Raw genomic sequence first — 16,025 nt, 5'->3', positions numbered from 1 at the left:
GCAGATTGTGGAGATTGTAATGCCCGCCCCGATCTCTTTGGTATACGATGGATGGGTTTGTGTATTCAGGTCCCTTTGAACCCATGTCCCTGCCACGTCCTCCCAACCGCAAGCCCTTTTTCGGACCGACGCTGATCGGCGCCTGCACCGGCATGATTCTGTGCATTCCCCTCGCGGCCTACACCGCCGCCGCGCTCGGGGACGACTACAACACGCGGGCCCTCATCTACTGCGGCTTTCTTCTCTGGTGCATCGTCGGCGCCGTCGTGCTCTTCATGAAGACGTGGCAGTCGGAAAACCAGAAGATCTCGCCTGCGAGATGCCTGCTCTGGTGCGCCTCTCTCTGGCTCTGGCCTCTTCTGCTGCTGCCGGGACTCTTCAGGAAGCGCAGCTGAACCTGCGCTCAAACAAAAAGGGATGCCTTCTAAGGGCACCCCTTTTTTGTTTGTCTTCAAAGAAGCACTAGTGCTTTAGCTCTGCAGACGCTTGGCGCGCTCGGCTGCGATGGTCTTGTTGATCCACCACTGCTGGAGAATCGACAGAACGTTGTTCGTAAGCCAGTAGAGCACGAGACCGGAGGCGAACACGAAGAACATCACCGAGAAGACGATCGGCATGATGTACATCATGCGGGCCTGCGTCGGATCAGTGGGCTTCGGGTTGAGCAGGATCTGCAGGAACATGGTCACGGCCATGATCGCAGGAAGCACGAACCAAGGGTCAGGCATCGCAAGGTCATGGACCCAGAGGACCCACGGAGCACCGCGAAGCTCAACGGAACCCTGAAGCACCCAGTAGAGCGCGAGGAACACGGGAATCTGCAGCATGATCGGGAGGCAGCCGCCGACCGGATTGATCTTTTCCGTGCGGTAGAGCTCCATCATGGCCTGGTTGAGGCGCTGCTTGTCGTCCTTGTAGCGATCCTGCAGCTGCTTCATACGCGGCGTGACTTCCTTCATGCGGGCCATCGAACGATAGCCGGCGGCCGAAACCGGATAGAGAATCGCCTTCACGATGCAGGTCAGAAGCACGATGGCCCAGCCCCAGTTGCCGACGATGCCGTAGAGGAAGGACAGGAGCCAGTAGATCGGCTTGGCAAGGAACGTGAGCCAGCCGTAGTCGACCACGAGCTCAAGGCCCGGAGCGATCTGTTCAAGGCGGTCCTGATCCTGCGGGCCGGAGTAGAGCACGGCCTTGTCGGTCACGGACTTGCCGGACTCGATGGTGCCGAGCTTCACGAGCGTGCCGACGGAGTAGAGGTTCTTGGAGACCTCACGGGCATAGTTCTCGCGCTCCTCACCGTTGGCGGGAACCCAAGCGCTCACGAAGTGGTGCTGGACCATGGCGAGCCAGCCGTTGTTGGTGAACTTCTCGAAGGAGGCGCTGTTGTCGGCGATGTCGCCGAACTCAAGCTTCTGGAACTTCTCTTCGTCGGAGTAGAAGGCGGGACCCGTGTACGTGGAGTACATGGAGCTTTCGCCTTCAGGCTTGCCGCCGTCGCGGGTGAGCTGATAGTAGGCGGACGGCTGAATGGCGGCGCCGCTGTTGTTGACGACTTCGGTCGAAACGTCGATGCCGTAGTGGCCGCGGTTGAACGTGTAGGTCTTCTTGACCGTCACGCCGCCCTTGGTGGCTTCAAAGATCACGTCAAGCTTGTCGGCGTCGCCCATGCTGAGCTTTTGGCTGACGAGCTTGTACTGATCCTTGTGATTCGGGAAGTTGCCGCCGACAAGGCCGCTCTGGGCGACGTAGGTGCGGTTCTTCGTGATCTCAAGAAGATCGACGTTGCCGAGGTTCTCGGCTGGCTTGCGGTCGAGGATGAGACCGGCGAGGCCCACTTCGGTCCAGTCGGCCTGACGCGGGATCAGCGTCATTTCGGTGCCGACGATGACGGCGCCCTCGCGGTCGAAGGTGACCTTCATGCGATCGGTTTCAACGACGACAGGATCCTTGACGGCGACAGCGGACGGAACCGTGGCGTCAATGTCCTTGCCAGTCGGGACGCTAGAGGCTGCGTCGGCAACGGCCTGCTGTTCAACGGCCTCCGTATGGAAAAAGGACTTCTCGCCCTTGTAGACCTGATAGTTGTCCCACAGCAGGAAGCAGGAGGTAAAAAGAATCGCCCACAAAAGAGCGCGTTGCATGTCCTTTCCCATTTTTATCCACTACTTCTTTTGGATGTTGAAAAGATCCGTAGATCCCTTGTCTTCTTGTTCTTCCGGCCTGCACTCTCTGCACCAGCAGCGCCAGCGGAACTTCGCCGGCACCGGATCCAGCCCGCGCCCTCCAAGAGGATGACAGCGCAGCAGACGGTAGATGGTCAGATAGGTTCCCTTGACGGCACCGTACTTTTCGAGTGCCTCAATGGCATAGTTTGAACACGTGGGAACGAATCGGCAACTCCTTCCCACCCACGGAGACAGGGTCAGCTGATAGAGCCTGACCAGCATCCGCAGAAACTTCGCCACCACCGTCACTCGCCCCGGGTCTGTGTAAGCTGCTTCGGAAGACGCTTCAGGAGCGCCTCCATGAGCGACCGCGCATCAGTCCTCAGGGACAGCTTCAGGGCGTTGACGCCCTGATCGATGCCGGGGATCTCCTTCAGGGGAACCCTGAGCCTTAAAGAAACGTCAAGCCCCACGCCTTGCTCGCCGAGAAGCGCCGCAAGATTTGGGGCTTGCTTTCTTGCAGCCTCCCTCAAGGTTCTCTTGACCAGTGCACGGTCCACGGAGCGATGGGCGTTGCGCTTTCCGACGGTGATGCCGAAGCGAAGCCTGCCCGGCTCCTCAGGGAATTTCATTGCGTTGATCGAAAAGTACTTCGACGTGAGTCGGAAGGTATTTTCGTTCCGCGTATGCACAAGCACCCCATAGTCCGCGCTCTTGATGATGCGCAAACTACGGGGAAACTTAAGGGGTGCCGCTGTGTAGCTGGACACGGCGATCGTTACCGGCCGTGAACGAGCCGATTAGAGAGCCAGGGTGTGACGGCCCTTAGCGCGACGGCGAGCGAGAACGCGACGACCGCCCTTCGTGCGGCTGCGAACCAGGAAGCCGTGCGTACGAGCACGCTTGACCTTGGAAGGCTGATAGGTACGTTTGGTAGCCATGATTAATCCTCAATAGGCATGAACCTCGGCGCACGTCGGTGCAGCACGAGGAAAAAACAACAGGGGTATGCCAGCCACACAGTCCCATGTCAATCGTTCTGGAAACGGGCTAGCCAAATGAGTCTCCGCAAGCCGGCGCTTTTGTTCTGTACGGTGCCGCCCGCGGTGCCGCCGGCGACCCCGCAATCATCGAGATTGCCGAGTTACGAAAAGTTAGATATTAGAACTCAATGAGGGGGGATTTGTCAAACGAAAACCACAAAAAATCTTGTCCTGTCATGAAGTTCGGTAGGCTTCCCCTCAGGCGAAGGCTCGAAAAACACAACATCTGGGGGTCGGGAGCCGACAAACCACATTGGGTTGTGTAAATCTTTTCTCCACGCTTTTTCAGGAAAGCCCAAGTTGTTGAGAGGCAAGGGAAATCTTATCCACACCGAATTGTGGATAAGTTATCCTCAAGCAAAGTTATCCACGGACAAATCGGCTAAAATAATATATTCGTCTTCCTTGCCCCGCCCTGCCCGGCAGGCCGCCCAGGCAAGCCTTCAATCTACATCTAGGCCCGTCATGAACAACTTCTGGCAAGACTGTCTCGCGCAGATCAAAGCGATGAAGCTTCCTCCGATGATCATCACCAATTGGTTCGAACCGATTGAGCTGGTGCGGTGGGACAGCGAACGCAGCGACATGGTCCTTGAAGCGCCCGCCAGCAAGGTGCAGACGATCCGCGCGACGTATCTGAAGACCATTCAGGACGTGGCCGTGCACCTCTACGGCGGCCAGGTGAAGGTCACCCTGCAGGCCGTCGGCGCACTCGCAGGCGACGTGCAGACTCCTGCTCAGCCCAAGGGACCGTCCCTCGAGGACATTGAGAGGAGACGCGAAGAGACCGGCCTCCTTCCCGGCCTCACCTTTGAAAACTACGTCAACGGCAACGCCAACCAGCTCGCCGTCGCGGCCGCGGAACACGTCGCCACTACGATGGGCATGCAGTACAACCCGCTCTACATCTATGGCGGCGTCGGTCTGGGCAAGACCCATCTGATGCAGGCCATCGGCCACCGCTATCTCGACCTTCATCCGAAGGCACGCGTCCGCTGCATCTCCGCCCAGGACTTCATCAGCGAGTACACGACCGCCACGCGCGACTCCTCGAGCTCCCGCAAGGCGCTTCAGATATTCGACGAGCGCTACCGCAACCTCGACCTGCTTCTCATCGACGACGTCCAGTCCTTCTCGGGCGCCAAGGGTTCCCAGGCGCAGTTCTACCGTGCCTTCGAAGCGCTCGTGCCGCACAACAAGCAGGTCGTGCTCACGGCCGACACGTACACCCGCAACCTCAAGGACATCGAGCAGCGCCTAATCTCGCGCTTCTCCCAGGGCCTGTCCGTCGCCATCGAGCCGCCCGAGCTTGAAATGCGCATCGCCATTCTGCTCAACAAGGCCAAGGCGCTCGGCGCCGCGCTGCCCGAAGAAGTGGCGATGTTCATCGCCAAGCGCCTCAAGTCCAACGTCCGCGAGCTTGAGGGCGCCCTTCAGCAGGTCATCGCCTACCAGCAGTTCCAACCGTCGGCCGCCAAGGAAATCACAATCGACATCGCCAAGCACGTCCTTCGCGACCAGTTCTCGGTCAACAACAACCTGATCACGATCGAGAGCATCCAGAAGACCGTCGCCGACTACTACAACATCAAGGTCGCGGAAATGCATTCGAAGCGCCGCCCCGCCAACATCGCCAGGCCGCGCCAGATTGCCATGTACCTCACCAAGGAGCTGACCCAGCACAGCCTCCCCGAAATCGGCGCCAACTTCGGCGGCCGAGACCACACGACCGTCATGCACGCCGTGCGAAAGATCACTCAGGAACGCCAGGGCAACGCCGAGCTCAATCACGAGATCCACGTGCTCGAGCAGATGATCAAGGGCTGACAGAAGCACCCGACGGAACCCGATTTTTTGAATTTTTCAACAGGTATTTGTTATGAAGAACATCCAGAGCGTCTGCGAAAACCTGCTCAAACCCGTCAAAATCGTCGAAGGCATTGTTGAAAAGCGCCAGACGCTGCCGATTCTGAGCAACATCCTGATCGAGCAGAACGGCGAGAACGTCAAGTTCTCCGCCACTGACCTCGATATCCAGATCAGCACCGAGGCTCCCGTCGGCGTCGCAGGCGTCGACACCCGCTTCACGGTCGGCGCCTCCAAGCTCGCCAGCATCCTGACGGCTCTTCCCGCCACCAACGAGGTCCAGTTCGATCTCGGCGACCGCGGCCTCACGATCAGCAGCAACAACGGCAAGTTCCAGCTTCAGACGCTCTCCGCCGACGAATACCCCGTCCTCAAGGAAAGCCAGTGGGAGACGACGCTCTTCATCCCGTCCCGCACGCTGCGCTACCTGCTCACGATGACGGCCTTCGCTATGGCCAGTCAGGACGTCCGCTACTACCTCAACGGCGTACTCTTCGTCGTCGAGGGCAAGAAGCTTCGCACCGTCGCCACCGACACCCATCGTCTCGCCTGCTGCGAAGTCGACGTTGATGACGAAAACACCCCGATGCAGGCCATCATCCCGCGCAAGACCGTGCGCGAGCTCATTCGCCTGCTCCCCGAGGACGACACGCCCGTCCGCGTCCAGTTCACGGACCTTCAGGTGTGCTTCTCCTTCGGCAACATCACCTTCATGAGCAAGCTCATCGAAGGCCGCTTCCCCGACTACAAGCGCGTGCTTCCCTCTCAGGACACGAACCCGAACGCCCTTGAACTTGAGCGCGAGGCGATCTCCAACGCGCTTCGCCGCGTCGGCATCATGACGAACGAGAAGTTCCACGGCATCCGCTGGATCCTCAACGGCGAGGGCCTGCAAATCCAGAGCACGAACTCCGACCACGAAGAGGCTCTCGAACGCTTCGACGTGCCCTGGACGCACGACGAGCTCGACATGGGCTTCAACATCACCTATCTCCTTGAAGTGCTCGGCATCCTCAAGAACAAGACCGTCCGCTTCAACTTCTCCACCGCCTCCGGCAGCGTGCTGATCACGATGCCCGAATCGCAGGAGCGCTTCCGCTACGTCGTGATGCCGATGCGCATCTGACGCTCCGAGCGCACGAGAGGAAACCGAACTAGAACAAGGCTCGGCAAGCACCGCAGCCTGCATACCGCTTACTGCAGACCGGCTCAGGGCCGGTCTGCCGAAGGATTTATTCAATGACCGAAATGGACACGAACAGCGATCAGCAACCGACCACTGCGTCTACCTACGACGAGCACAGCATCCAGATTCTGGAGGGCCTGGAAGCCGTTCGCAAGCGTCCGGGCATGTACATCGGCGACACCGCCGACGGCTCCGGGCTTCATCATCTGGTTTATGAAGTTGTCGACAACTCCATCGACGAAGCTCTTGCAGGCTACGCCACGAAGATTCAGGTCACCATCCACACGGACAACTCGATTTCCGTCGTGGACGACGGCCGCGGCATTCCCTCGTCCATCAAGTGGGACGACAAGCACAAGCCCAAGCGCAGCGCAGCGGAAATCGCCCTGACCGAACTTCATGCCGGCGGCAAGTTCGACAACAACGGCTACAAGATCTCCGGCGGCCTGCACGGCGTCGGCGTCTCCTGCGTGAACGCGCTTTCGACCTGGCTGCGCCTCATCGTGCGCCGCGACGGCGAAGCCCGTCTCCTCGAATTCGAACGCGGCAAGGTCAAGAACCGCCTCACTGAAACGGCCAAGGATCCCGTCACGGGCGCCGAAGTCCTCATCTCTCCGATGAAGCTTCTCGGTCCGACGAGCCGTCGCGGCACGGAAGTGCACTTCCTGCCCGACACGCAAATCTTCGAGCAGATCACCGAGTTCAACTACGACACCCTGCTCTCGCGCCTGCGCGAGCTTTCGTTCCTCAACTCCGGTGTTCTCATCGAGCTCAAGGACCAGCGCACCGCACACGAAGCCCAGCTTCTGACGGACAAGGGCCTCGTCGCCTACGTCCAGTTCAAGAACCAGAGCCGCACGGTGCTCCACCAGAAGATCTTCCACGCCAAGGAAACGGTCTACGAAAACGGCATCCCCATTGAGGTCGAGATCGCCATGCAGTGGCAGGACGGCTACAGCGAAGTCCTTTCCGCCTATACGAACAACATTCCGCAGCGCGACGGCGGCACGCATGTGACCGGCCTGCGCATGGCCATGACCCGCGTTCTCAAGAACTACATCTCCGCCAACGAAATCGGCAAGAAGAGCGGCAGCAAGAAGGCCGACATCGATCCCGAGGGCGACGACATGCGCGAAGGCCTGACGTGCGTCCTCTCCGTGAAGGTGCCGCAGCCCAAGTTCAGCTCCCAGACGAAGGACAAGCTCGTCTCGAGCGAGGTCCGTCCCGCCGTCGAGGAGGTCGTGTCCCGCGAGCTCGAGCTCTACCTCGAGCAGAATCCCGCCGATGCCAAGATCATCTGCGAGAAGATCGTGGCGGCCGCCCGCGCCCGCGAAGCCGCCCGCAAGGCCCGCGACATCTCCCGCAAGAGCTTCTCCGGCGGCGGCCTGCCGGGCAAGCTCGCCGACTGCCGTGAAAAGAATCCGGCCAACAGCGAACTCTTCCTGGTGGAGGGTGACTCCGCAGGCGGCTCGGCCAAGCAGGGCCGAGACTCCAAGTTCCAGGCCATTCTTCCGCTGCGAGGCAAGGTGCTCAACGTGGAAAAGGCCTCTCAGGACAAGCTCCTCGACTCCGAGCAGATCCGCATGCTGACGCTTGCGCTCGGCACCAACATCGGCAAGGACTTCGACATCTCGCGTCTGCGCTACCACCGCATCATCATCATGACCGATGCTGACGTGGACGGCGCGCACATCCGCACGCTGCTCCTGACGCTCTTCTACCGCCAGATGCCTCAGCTCATCGAGAACGGTCACGTCTACATCGCCCAGCCGCCTCTCTACAAGGTGAAGAAGAACCAGGCCGACAAGGGCGTGTTCCTCAAGGACGAGCGTGAAATGAGCGACTATCTGCTCAAGATCGCCATGGAGGACGCACGCCTCTACCGCAACAAGGACGCCTTCGACGCCGACACGCCGGTGCGCGGCTCCGAGCTCGAGACGCTTGTCAACGAATACCTTCAGTCGAGCGACGTCATCGCCCGCCTTCAGGGCGTGATCGACAAGTCCGTGCTCGTGGCCATCGCCGCAGGCGTCGACATCAACCTTGAAAACGAGTTCACCTCGCACCACACGGCCGAAGTGCTTCAGCAGGAGCTTCGCGATCCGAACGTCAAGGTCGAGGCCGTCTACGACGAGGAGAACGAGAAGCACCTGCTCAAGGTCCACCGTCTCAAGCACGGCAATTACAAGACGACGAACGTCACGCCCGAGTTCACGCTCTCCGCCGACTACAGGAAGCTGCAGGAAAGCGCCGCAATGCTCCGCGGCATCATCGGCACGGGCGCCCGCGTCGCGCGCGGCAAGAACGACCAGGCCGTCAAGAACTTCGGCGAAGCCGTCAACTGGCTGCTGAAGCAGGCTGAAAAGGGCATCATCCGCCAGCGCTACAAGGGACTGGGTGAAATGACGGCCGAGCAGCTCAACCTGACGACCATGGATCCGTCCGTGCGCCGCATGCTGCGCGTCCGAATCGAAGATGCCGCCAGCGCAGACGCCATCTTCTCGATGCTGATGGGCGACGTCGTCGAACCGCGCCGCGACTTCATCGAGACCAACGCGCTCTTTGCCGGCAACATCGACGCCTGATCGCCGAGGGAAACAGGATGGCCGGCGCCGCTGGCCTTCCGCTTTCACCGCCTCAAACCATTGGAGGACGCCGCGTGGATAATCTCAAGGAAAAAGTGGTCATCGCCGTTTCCTCAAGGGCGCTGTTCGATCTTGAGGAGGAGCACGCGCTTTTCGAGGAAAAGGGCTACAAGGCATTCAGGGACCATCAGGTCCGCTACCAGAACACGCCCCTGCGTCCGGGCGTGGCCTTTCCCTTCGTGCGCCGCCTGCTCGCCCTCAACGAGCTCTACGGCGATCTGGCGCCCTTCAGGGTCATTGCGCTCTCGCGCAACTCTCCTGAGACGGCCCAGCGCTTCTTCCATTCGTGCCGCCACTACAGGCTGCCCATTTCGGCGGGCGGCTTTACGTCGGGCCACTCGACCTATCCGTATCTGGCCGCCTTCAACGCCTCTCTCTTTCTGAGCGCCAACCCCGAGAATGTCCGCAATGCCATCGCCGCAGGCCAGCCTGCGGGCCTCGTGATGCCGTCTCCCGTCGGGGACGAGGATGACGACGCCAGTCCGACGCTGCGCATCGCCTTCGACTTCGACGGCGTGATCGCCGACGACGAAAGCGAGCGCGAGTACCAGAAGGAGGGGCTCTCGGGCTTTCATCGACTCGAGCAGGAAAAGGCCTCCACGCCCCATTCGCCGGGGCCCCTGCGCAGGCTCTTCGAGCAGCTGTCGGCCTTTCAGCGCTTCGATTACAACCACAGGGGCGCCGCAGACCCGTACTTCGAGCCCGCCGTCCGCATCTCCATCGTGACGGCTCGAGGCGCGCCCAGCGAGGAGCGCCTGATCACCACACTGAAAAGCTTCGGCATGAGCGCCGCGGAGCTCTTTCTGCTCGACGGTCTCGACAAGCAGCCGTTTCTCAAGGCCATCAGGCCGCACATCTTCTTCGACGACCAGGCGAACAACCTGAAGCCGAGCCTCAACATCGTGCCGTCCGTGCTGGTGCCCTTCGGCATCCATCATCTGGAGAAGCTTCCCTAGCATCATGGCCGCCTATCCGCATCTGTTTCTGCCTCTCAAGGTGGGATCGCACTTCCTGAAGAACAGGATCGTCATGGCCCCCGTTGAGACAGGCCTCGAAAAGCAGGACTACTTCGACCCGCGCGTCGTGGAGTTCTACGAGGAACGCGCGCGTGGCGACGGGCCGGGGCTCTTCATCCTCGGCAACGGCGTCGTGCACGAAACTGGTCTGCGGAATCTCAAGGACCCCGTCCTGACGGCCGGCCTGCTCAACAATGCGGTTCGCCTAACATCCGTCATCCATGAGTCGGGCTCCAAGGTCCTTCTTCAGCTTCAGCACCACGGCGCCGGGGCAGACCACATGTTTGCCGTCTCCGCCTCGCGCTTTCGCAACAGGGACACGGGGCGCACGCTGCACAGGGCTCCGGGGCTCCTGGTGAGCCACTTGATCAGCCAGTACTCCCTCTTTGCCTACCACGCCATCCTGCACGGAGAATTCGACGGCGTGGAGATCTACGGCGGCCGCCTTTCCCTGCCGAACGTCTTTTCGAGTCGCCTCTTCAACCGCCGCCACGACAAGTGGGGCCTGCAGGCCCGCACGCTCTTTGCGGTCGAGCTCGTCCGCCGCATCCGAAGCTTCGTCGGACCGGCGCCGATCATCTCATACCGCCTTTCGCTTCTTGACCTGCACGCGGGCGGCAGCGAATGGCACGACCTCCTTGCCTTTGCCCAGGCCCTTCATTACGAAGGCGTCAATCTCTTCAGTTTCGACATCGGCTTTACGCCCAACAGCGTTCCCGTCAACAGCGACCTGACACCCGCAGGCGTCTGGGTGCCGTTCATGGAGAAGTTCTCCCGGGAGATCAAGGTTCCCGTCATCTTCGGCCACCGCATGCCGGGGCCCGACAGGCTTGACGACATCCTGCAGAACAACATCACGAGTCTCGTCGAGATCGGTCGTCCGCTCATTGCGGACGCACGCTGGGTGGAGCACGTGCACACGGGCAAGCCCGTCAGGCCATGCACACTCTGTCCGCACGGCTGCACGCGCCCCGACAGGCGCGAGGGCAGGGAAATGCTGGCCTGCATTGCAGACCCATACGTCCTCAGACGCTCTCACAAGCATCCTGGCGGCCTCGACATACTCGTCGTAGGGGGAGGCCCTGCCGGCATGGCTGCGGCCCGTGAGGGCGCTCTGAGAGGCCACAAGATCACCCTCGTTGACGAAGGTCCCGAACTTGGCGGCCTTTACAGGCTCTGCGCAAAGATTCAGGGCCGAAGCTCAATCGCGGAGCTTCTCAAGGTGCAGGAGCGCGAGCTCGTCGAGCTCGGCGTCGAAATCATCCGCAACACTCGCGCCACCGCGCAGTGGATTGAGGACAACTACAGCGGAAGCAGGATCCTGCTCGCCACGGGCAAGGAATCCTGCATGCCCGACATTCCCGGCATCGACACGCCCAACGTCCTTTCGCTTGAGGACCTGCTGCAGGGCCGCGTGCCCGTCGGCCACCGTGTCGCCGTCATCGGCAGCGGAAACGTCGCCGTGGACGTCACGCGCCATCTCTGCACCCACGACCTGAAGGCGCACGATGAATGGTGCTGCGCCTGGGGCATCGGCGACCCCGCCGAACACATCGGCGGCACGCTCGGCGTCATCCCCCATCTCAACCCCGCTCCGCGCAAGGTCTACCTCATCAATGAAACGAATGAGACCACCGAGGAGCTCTTTGCACACGAGCGCAGGCTCTACGAAGTCCAGTGGCTGCGCATGCACGGCGTGAACATCTTCGACGAGGCCAACGTCGAACAGATCGACAGCCACTCGGTGCGAGTGAGTTGCGAGGGCGAAGAAGGCTCCACCATCCTTCGCGTCGACCACATCGTCGTGGTCGGAGACCGCGAGGCGAATGCAGAACTCCAGAACGAGCTCACCGAGCTCGGCATTCCCTTTGAAGCGGCGGGCAGCATGAAGTTCAAGGCCCCCTTCGGAACGGCGGGAGAGGCTGCTCTGGACGGCATTTACGTCCTTCAGGCACTCGAAAAGCGCAGTCTCTGAGTTTTCGCCTCCAAAATAAAAACTTTTGGAGCACAGTAATAAATGCACCCAATCCACAGGGAATACACAGAATAACCCACAAGTTATCCACAGGTTGGCGATCGGAAATGGGCGCATTTTAAAGCCCTCTTTTGATCTCCAGTCGCCTTCTCCCCGGTTCTTGCGTTTCTACATTTTCCGTTTTTTGTGTAAAGTTGAAGGATCCTCGCAAAGTTCTACTCTATATATTTCTTCTTAAATTCTTTATGTTAGTAGTGGTAAGTAGTAGGTGAGGACGGTTTTTGTGGATAATAGACTTTTGTACCTAAAAAACAATAAGATGCACCTGTGAAAAGCGTGTGGACAAGCCTCTGGATCTCCTGTGGGAAAGACGGGAAAAGCAGGGGACAACTTTGGGCTCCGGAAGGTGCACAAAAAAGTTATCCACAAAATCGAGAATCTTCATCAGAAGTTATCCACAAAGTTGACCACAGATTTTTAAACATTTTTGTTTATGACCCCCGAAGTCATTCCCTGGATGTCCCCCTGCCTTTCGCAGTCGATGAGCTTTGTGCTGGCAGGCATCGGGCATCCCATGAAATTCCGTCGCGGCGACGTGATCTACACCTCTCCCGGTCTGTTCGGCAATCTGATGTACGTGCGTTCAGGATTTGTGGTGAAGGCTCTGCTGGATCCAGTGAGGGACGAGCCCCTGCTTCTGTCGATGGCGGGGCCCGGCGCGCTGTGCGGCAATTATGAGAATCTGTACGTGAGGGACCGCATGCCCAGACGTCACTGGTGTCTGACGTCGACCGAGGTGCTGGTGGTGAACCAGGAGCTGCTTCTGAAGATCGCCGACCAGAATCCCGAGTGGCAGCACGAGCTGTCGGGATACTCCTCCGTCTCGTCGATCTGCGACAGGATGGGTATGTTTCTCAATTATTCCGGCACGGTCGAGGAGCGCCTCGGCGCATTATTATTGTTGATGCTTCACTGCGAGGAGCCGGCGGCCATGGCGAATCTTTTCTCCAAAGGCGTGGAATGGGTGGAGCTGCCCTTCTATCCCGACAAGGGGACGATTGCAAGGCTGCTCGGCTGCAAGTTCGAGACCGTCAGCGACGTGGTCAGGCAGTGGGGCTCGCATGATGACATCCGCAGGCGAAGCCGGAGGATCTGGCTGAGGCGCCGGACGTTTTTGAAGTATTGGGAATGGCTCATGCCGTTCATGCAGCAGAGCCGCGCCGAGGAGCGTGCGGCGGAGGCCTTGAGACAGGCCCGGAGGAGGGAAGAATATGACAGTTTCTAAGGTGTTCGTTCTGGCTGCCGCCGTCGCGACGGTCGGCTTGAGCGGATGTGCGCCGATTCTGATCGGCGGCGCGGCCGTCACGTCGGCAACCGTCATTACGGACCGTCGAACGACCGGCAGCATTGTCGACGACGAAGTGCTCGAGAAGCGCGTTCGCTATGAAATCGGCGAGGTCATCGGACATGAAAAGCACCACGTGGTCGTGACGAGCTACGAGGGCAAGGTGCTTCTGACGGGCGAAGTGCTCACGGCCGCCGACAGGCAGAAGGCCCAGGACACGGCCGTCAAGAGCGTGGGCGTGCATTCCGTGATCAACGAACTCGCCGTGATGACGCCCGCCACCGTGGGTGCCGTCCTTTCCGACTCGATGCTCGCGACCAAGGTCCGCAGTTCGATCATCGGCACCAAGAAGATTTCGCTCAACCAGATGAAGGTCGACGTCCAGCGCGGCATCGTCTATCTGATGGGCATCGTGACGATCGATGAGGCAAGGACCGCCACCAAGGTGGCCGCCGGAGTTTCCGGCGTTCAGCAGGTCGTGACCTGCTTTACGATCGAAAGCGAAGCAGCCATCAAGGAGCGTCTCAAGAATCTCGAGTCGAACAACAGCTCGAAGAGCGCCGAACCGTAAGCCCCGTGCCCTGAAGGATAAAAAACTCTCCGCCCGCCTGCAGCGGGGGAGAGTTTTTTGTTGATGATTCGGCGCCTCAGAGAAGGCAGGCAAGCAGTGCGCCCAGAGAAAAAAGCACCGAATAGGCGAGTTCGTACTTGACGCATCCGAACATCGTGGCGTTGAGCGCCTCGTGCTGCAGCGTGCCGAACTGCTTCCACAGCGGAAGGCACAGCGGCAGGCAGAGCAGTACAAGCAGGCAGGGCCAGAATCCGGGCGCGGCGGCCATGACGAGGCCGAGGGCAAGCGGCAGCGCCGTCATGATTCTGAAGACTGCCGTGAAGGTCTTGTCGCCGAGCACGACCGCAAGCGTTTGGCGGCCGATGCTCTTGTCGTGCACTCTGTCCCTCCAGTTGTTGACGGCGAGCACGGCGGCCGCGATCGAGCCGAGCGAGATGCTCAGGAGGACGGCGTTTGCCGACACCGTGAAGGTCTGCAGGTAGTAGGAGCCGCAGACGGCCGTGAGACCGAAGAATACGAGCACCGTCGCCTCTCCGAACGGCGTGTAGGCAATGGGCTTCGGACCGCCCATGTACGAATAGGCGGCAATGACCGAGGAGATGCCGATCAGCGCGAAGACCCAGCCGCCGAGCCAGATGAGCACGGCGGTGTTGAGCAGTGCCAGCACGATGAGCGTGAGAATGGCCCTTCGGGCGGCAGAAATGGAGATCCAGCCCTGGGTGGTTGCACGGGGAAGCCCCCTGCGGTTGCCTGTTTCCGCCTTCTTCTCCGTATAGCCCAGATCGTTCTTCATGTTGCTGATGATCTGCATGAGCAGAGCGATCGTCATCGTGAAGAACGCGGTCAGGGCATCAAATCTGCCCGTTTCGAACAGGGCGAGGCTTAGCGCGGCAATGACGGGAGCCACGGCCACGCCCCATGTCTTCGGGCGCGTGAAGGCCATCCAGGCCTTCAGGCTGCCGGGCTTGACGTCCTCGACGCCCGTCATCAGAGCGCCACCTTGACCATCGGGTGCGCGGTCAGGGCTCGGTAGAAGTTGTCGAGCTGTTCCTGAGACTGCGCGTTCACCATGATGCTGAGCGCAAGATACTTGCCGGTCTTGGAGAGGGCCGTCGTCATCGTGCCCTTGTCGAAGTCGGCGAAGTGTCCGGAGGCGAGTTCGCTGATCGCGACAGGAAACTCAGGCTGGTTGAGGCCCATGATCTTGATCGGGAAGTTCAGCATGGGAAAGACCATGACCGGAGTCAGGTCGTCGGGCTGGGGCTTGGAATTGTCGTTCATCGGGATTTCTCCGCTTCGTTGATGTCTGTCGTTGTCAGTATGATCGTGTCCCGGACCCTTTGCCACAGGGAGCCTTCCTTGACGGGCTCCTTCGCGTAGACCGGCACGGACCGCAGGCACTTGCCGTTGAGCCAGATGCTCAGCGTGCCCAGCGGCGTTTCGGCGTCCACAGGGGCGATGACGGGCTGCTGACGGGTGAGGTGCATTTTAAATGCTTCCGAGTCCTTGCTCAGCGTCATGGTCTTGGCAATCGTGACGACGACGTTCTCGTGCGTGACGAGCGTCACGTCCTGAGCCTCTCCCTTGAAGACGGGGGTGCGTCCCACGGCCTCTCCGTTGCGGATGACCGTTGCGGTCTTGTAGCGCAGGTGGCCCTCACGAAGAAAGACGCCTGCCGCCCTGTCGAGGGTCTCACGGGTGTCGGATCCGAAGACGACGGCAAGGAGACGGTGTGTCTCCCCGTTGCCGAGCGGATTGACGGACACGTAGATGCCGTCGCAGCCGATGTCCGTGCAGGCCGCGGCGACGGGAGCAAGCCGTCTGGCCGCCTCCTGCTCGTCGTCGGCAGCGGTTTTCGAAAGAAAGGCCTTCCACTGCTCGTCGGAGATCGCGGCCAGACGCGCAACAAAGGCTTCCGTTGCGGTTTCACCAGCCTTGACGGGCTTGTCCGCCATTCCCGGAAAGCCATTGAGCTGTTCCGCCAGAGGCTCGGTGATGAAGAGCAGGTTGCCTTCCAGCTGAAGAATCTGTCTGCTGTCCAGATCCATCAGGGCCATGGCGCCGACGGCAGACTGCGACGCGGCGCAGAGCATGACGGCGGACAGAAGCGGGGATGTTGAGAAGCGCATTGGGAGAGAGGATGATTGGGAACGCGTTGCCAACTCATTGTAATCAACGCCTGAGGATGCCTGTCAAAGCTTTCTCAAAGC

Annotated in this window: 15 protein-coding genes; 8 read left to right on the top strand and 7 right to left on the bottom strand. The window is 60.3% G+C overall.

The window, feature by feature from the left end:
• Positions 1-83 precede the first annotated feature (83 nt).
• The gene (locus HMPREF9465_RS03435) at positions 84-395 is read left to right on the top strand and encodes a hypothetical protein (RefSeq protein WP_038006346.1); all 312 of its coding nucleotides are present in this window, start codon (positions 84-86) and stop codon (positions 393-395) included.
• Between the two features lie 75 nt (positions 396-470).
• Here HMPREF9465_RS03435 and yidC read toward each other — a convergent pair whose 3' ends face one another.
• The 4 genes from yidC to rpmH all read right to left on the bottom strand — a co-directional run bounded on the left by yidC (position 471) and on the right by rpmH (position 3,109).
• Positions 471-2,156, bottom strand: coding sequence for a membrane protein insertase YidC (gene yidC, locus HMPREF9465_RS03430; RefSeq protein ID WP_005434138.1), 1,686 nt, complete (start codon positions 2,154-2,156; stop codon positions 471-473).
• Between the two features lie 9 nt (positions 2,157-2,165).
• On the bottom strand, positions 2,166-2,450 hold the full coding sequence (gene yidD / locus HMPREF9465_RS03425) for a membrane protein insertion efficiency factor YidD (RefSeq protein ID WP_051008992.1): 285 nt from the start codon (positions 2,448-2,450) through the stop codon (positions 2,166-2,168).
• A gap of 23 nt (positions 2,451-2,473) precedes the next feature.
• Positions 2,474-2,896, bottom strand: coding sequence for a ribonuclease P protein component (locus HMPREF9465_RS03420; protein WP_231289333.1), 423 nt, complete (start codon positions 2,894-2,896; stop codon positions 2,474-2,476).
• A gap of 72 nt (positions 2,897-2,968) precedes the next feature.
• Complete coding sequence (gene rpmH, locus HMPREF9465_RS12680; protein ID WP_081579413.1) at positions 2,969-3,109, bottom strand: 50S ribosomal protein L34; 141 nt, start codon at positions 3,107-3,109, stop codon at positions 2,969-2,971.
• A 567-nt stretch (positions 3,110-3,676) separates the two neighbouring features.
• Here rpmH and dnaA point away from each other — a divergent pair.
• From dnaA to HMPREF9465_RS03385, 7 genes are all read left to right on the top strand, one after another.
• Complete coding sequence (gene dnaA / locus HMPREF9465_RS03415; RefSeq protein WP_005434133.1) at positions 3,677-5,038, top strand: chromosomal replication initiator protein DnaA; 1,362 nt, start codon at positions 3,677-3,679, stop codon at positions 5,036-5,038.
• A gap of 52 nt (positions 5,039-5,090) precedes the next feature.
• The gene (gene dnaN, locus HMPREF9465_RS03410; RefSeq protein ID WP_005434132.1) at positions 5,091-6,203 is read left to right on the top strand and encodes a DNA polymerase III subunit beta; all 1,113 of its coding nucleotides are present in this window, start codon (positions 5,091-5,093) and stop codon (positions 6,201-6,203) included.
• Between the two features lie 113 nt (positions 6,204-6,316).
• A complete protein-coding gene (locus HMPREF9465_RS03405; RefSeq protein WP_005434131.1) occupies positions 6,317-8,848 on the top strand; it encodes a DNA gyrase subunit B in 2,532 nt (843 codons plus the stop codon).
• A gap of 74 nt (positions 8,849-8,922) precedes the next feature.
• Positions 8,923-9,864 carry a 5'-nucleotidase gene (locus tag HMPREF9465_RS03400; protein WP_005434130.1) on the top strand — a complete coding sequence of 314 codons (942 nt, stop codon included), beginning with the start codon at positions 8,923-8,925 and terminating at the stop codon, positions 9,862-9,864.
• A 4-nt stretch (positions 9,865-9,868) separates the two neighbouring features.
• Positions 9,869-11,899 (top strand): FAD-dependent oxidoreductase, encoded by a 2,031-nt coding sequence (locus HMPREF9465_RS03395; protein ID WP_005434129.1) that lies wholly within the window; start codon positions 9,869-9,871, stop codon positions 11,897-11,899.
• A gap of 493 nt (positions 11,900-12,392) precedes the next feature.
• Positions 12,393-13,184, top strand: coding sequence for a Crp/Fnr family transcriptional regulator (locus HMPREF9465_RS03390; RefSeq protein WP_005434128.1), 792 nt, complete (start codon positions 12,393-12,395; stop codon positions 13,182-13,184).
• Positions 13,171-13,815 (top strand): BON domain-containing protein, encoded by a 645-nt coding sequence (locus HMPREF9465_RS03385; RefSeq protein WP_005434127.1) that lies wholly within the window; start codon positions 13,171-13,173, stop codon positions 13,813-13,815. The genes HMPREF9465_RS03390 and HMPREF9465_RS03385 overlap by 14 nt, the downstream gene beginning before the upstream one ends.
• A gap of 76 nt (positions 13,816-13,891) precedes the next feature.
• On the opposite strand, the gene menA is transcribed toward HMPREF9465_RS03385, so the two are convergent.
• From menA to HMPREF9465_RS03370, 3 genes are read right to left on the bottom strand one after another with little or no spacing between them, the layout of a single operon-like run.
• Positions 13,892-14,803, bottom strand: coding sequence for a 1,4-dihydroxy-2-naphthoate octaprenyltransferase (menA, locus tag HMPREF9465_RS03380; protein ID WP_005434126.1), 912 nt, complete (start codon positions 14,801-14,803; stop codon positions 13,892-13,894).
• On the bottom strand, positions 14,803-15,096 hold the full coding sequence (locus HMPREF9465_RS03375; RefSeq protein WP_005434125.1) for a YbeD family protein: 294 nt from the start codon (positions 15,094-15,096) through the stop codon (positions 14,803-14,805). The genes menA and HMPREF9465_RS03375 overlap by 1 nt, the downstream gene beginning before the upstream one ends.
• Complete coding sequence (locus HMPREF9465_RS03370; RefSeq protein WP_005434124.1) at positions 15,093-15,944, bottom strand: hypothetical protein; 852 nt, start codon at positions 15,942-15,944, stop codon at positions 15,093-15,095. Before HMPREF9465_RS03370 ends, HMPREF9465_RS03375 begins: the two co-directional genes overlap by 4 nt.
• Between the last annotated feature and the right edge of the window lie 81 nt (positions 15,945-16,025).

The organism is Sutterella wadsworthensis 2_1_59BFAA (assembly GCF_000297775.1).
In the GTDB taxonomy this organism is placed as follows: domain Bacteria; phylum Pseudomonadota; class Gammaproteobacteria; order Burkholderiales; family Burkholderiaceae_F; genus Sutterella; species Sutterella wadsworthensis_A.
This window is presented reverse-complemented; position numbering and strand designations above follow the sequence as displayed.

Excerpts from the sequence above, each read along its gene's own strand:
- yidD (WP_051008992.1), bottom strand. The coding sequence starts at position 2,450 with ATGCTGGTCAGGCTCTATCAGCTGACCCTGTCTCCGTGGGTGGGAAGG.
- HMPREF9465_RS03370 (WP_005434124.1), bottom strand. The coding sequence starts at position 15,944 with ATGCGCTTCTCAACATCCCCGCTTCTGTCCGCCGTCATGCTCTGCGCC.
- dnaA (WP_005434133.1), top strand. The coding sequence starts at position 3,677 with ATGAACAACTTCTGGCAAGACTGTCTCGCGCAGATCAAAGCGATGAAG.
- HMPREF9465_RS03375 (WP_005434125.1), bottom strand. The coding sequence starts at position 15,096 with ATGAACGACAATTCCAAGCCCCAGCCCGACGACCTGACTCCGGTCATG.
- dnaN (WP_005434132.1), top strand. The coding sequence starts at position 5,091 with ATGAAGAACATCCAGAGCGTCTGCGAAAACCTGCTCAAACCCGTCAAA.
- HMPREF9465_RS03395 (WP_005434129.1), top strand. The coding sequence starts at position 9,869 with ATGGCCGCCTATCCGCATCTGTTTCTGCCTCTCAAGGTGGGATCGCAC.
- HMPREF9465_RS03435 (WP_038006346.1), top strand. The coding sequence starts at position 84 with ATGTCCCTGCCACGTCCTCCCAACCGCAAGCCCTTTTTCGGACCGACG.
- HMPREF9465_RS03405 (WP_005434131.1), top strand. The coding sequence starts at position 6,317 with ATGACCGAAATGGACACGAACAGCGATCAGCAACCGACCACTGCGTCT.
- rpmH (WP_081579413.1), bottom strand. The coding sequence starts at position 3,109 with ATGGCTACCAAACGTACCTATCAGCCTTCCAAGGTCAAGCGTGCTCGT.
- menA (WP_005434126.1), bottom strand. The coding sequence starts at position 14,803 with ATGACGGGCGTCGAGGACGTCAAGCCCGGCAGCCTGAAGGCCTGGATG.
- yidC (WP_005434138.1), bottom strand. The coding sequence starts at position 2,156 with ATGGGAAAGGACATGCAACGCGCTCTTTTGTGGGCGATTCTTTTTACC.
- HMPREF9465_RS03390 (WP_005434128.1), top strand. The coding sequence starts at position 12,393 with ATGACCCCCGAAGTCATTCCCTGGATGTCCCCCTGCCTTTCGCAGTCG.
- HMPREF9465_RS03385 (WP_005434127.1), top strand. The coding sequence starts at position 13,171 with ATGACAGTTTCTAAGGTGTTCGTTCTGGCTGCCGCCGTCGCGACGGTC.